General features: G+C 36.1%; 1 protein-coding gene. It reads left to right on the forward strand.

Translation table 11 applies throughout. The annotated features are described in order from the left end of the window. Positions 1–118 precede the first annotated feature (118 nt). Positions 119–377 (forward strand): hypothetical protein (locus SB786_RS35745; RefSeq protein WP_410731509.1); only part of this gene is annotated, 259 nt, incomplete at its 3' end.

Raw genomic sequence — 377 nt, forward strand, 5'->3', positions numbered from 1 at the left:
GTAACCAACTATTGGTGCAGGTTCAGATAGAGCAGAACACAAGACCTCTTAAAGGCATCTATGACGAGATAAAATCAATGAATTCAAAAATTAAAAACCCTTTAGCTGGAATACCATAATGAATTTACAAGAAATATATATACAGGCAAAACAGATAGGTCTTTCCCGCAAGTGCAATGAAAGGATGACTTCTGATTTATCAATAAAGAATCTTTGCGAGATGTACTTTGACGGTGATGATTGGTCAATGGAATATGATTTTCCAAAGGTTGAGGTTCTAAGGCAGTTCAAAGGCAAAAGTGAGGTACAAGGAATATTTACTGATTATGTCGGAATGCCAAATAATCTAACACGTGCAGCTTTTTTCGGAAACTCAG

The sequence above is a fragment of the Burkholderia sp. SIMBA_062 genome (assembly GCF_046534765.1).
GTDB classification, from domain to species: Bacteria; Pseudomonadota; Gammaproteobacteria; order Burkholderiales; family Burkholderiaceae; genus Burkholderia; species Burkholderia ambifaria.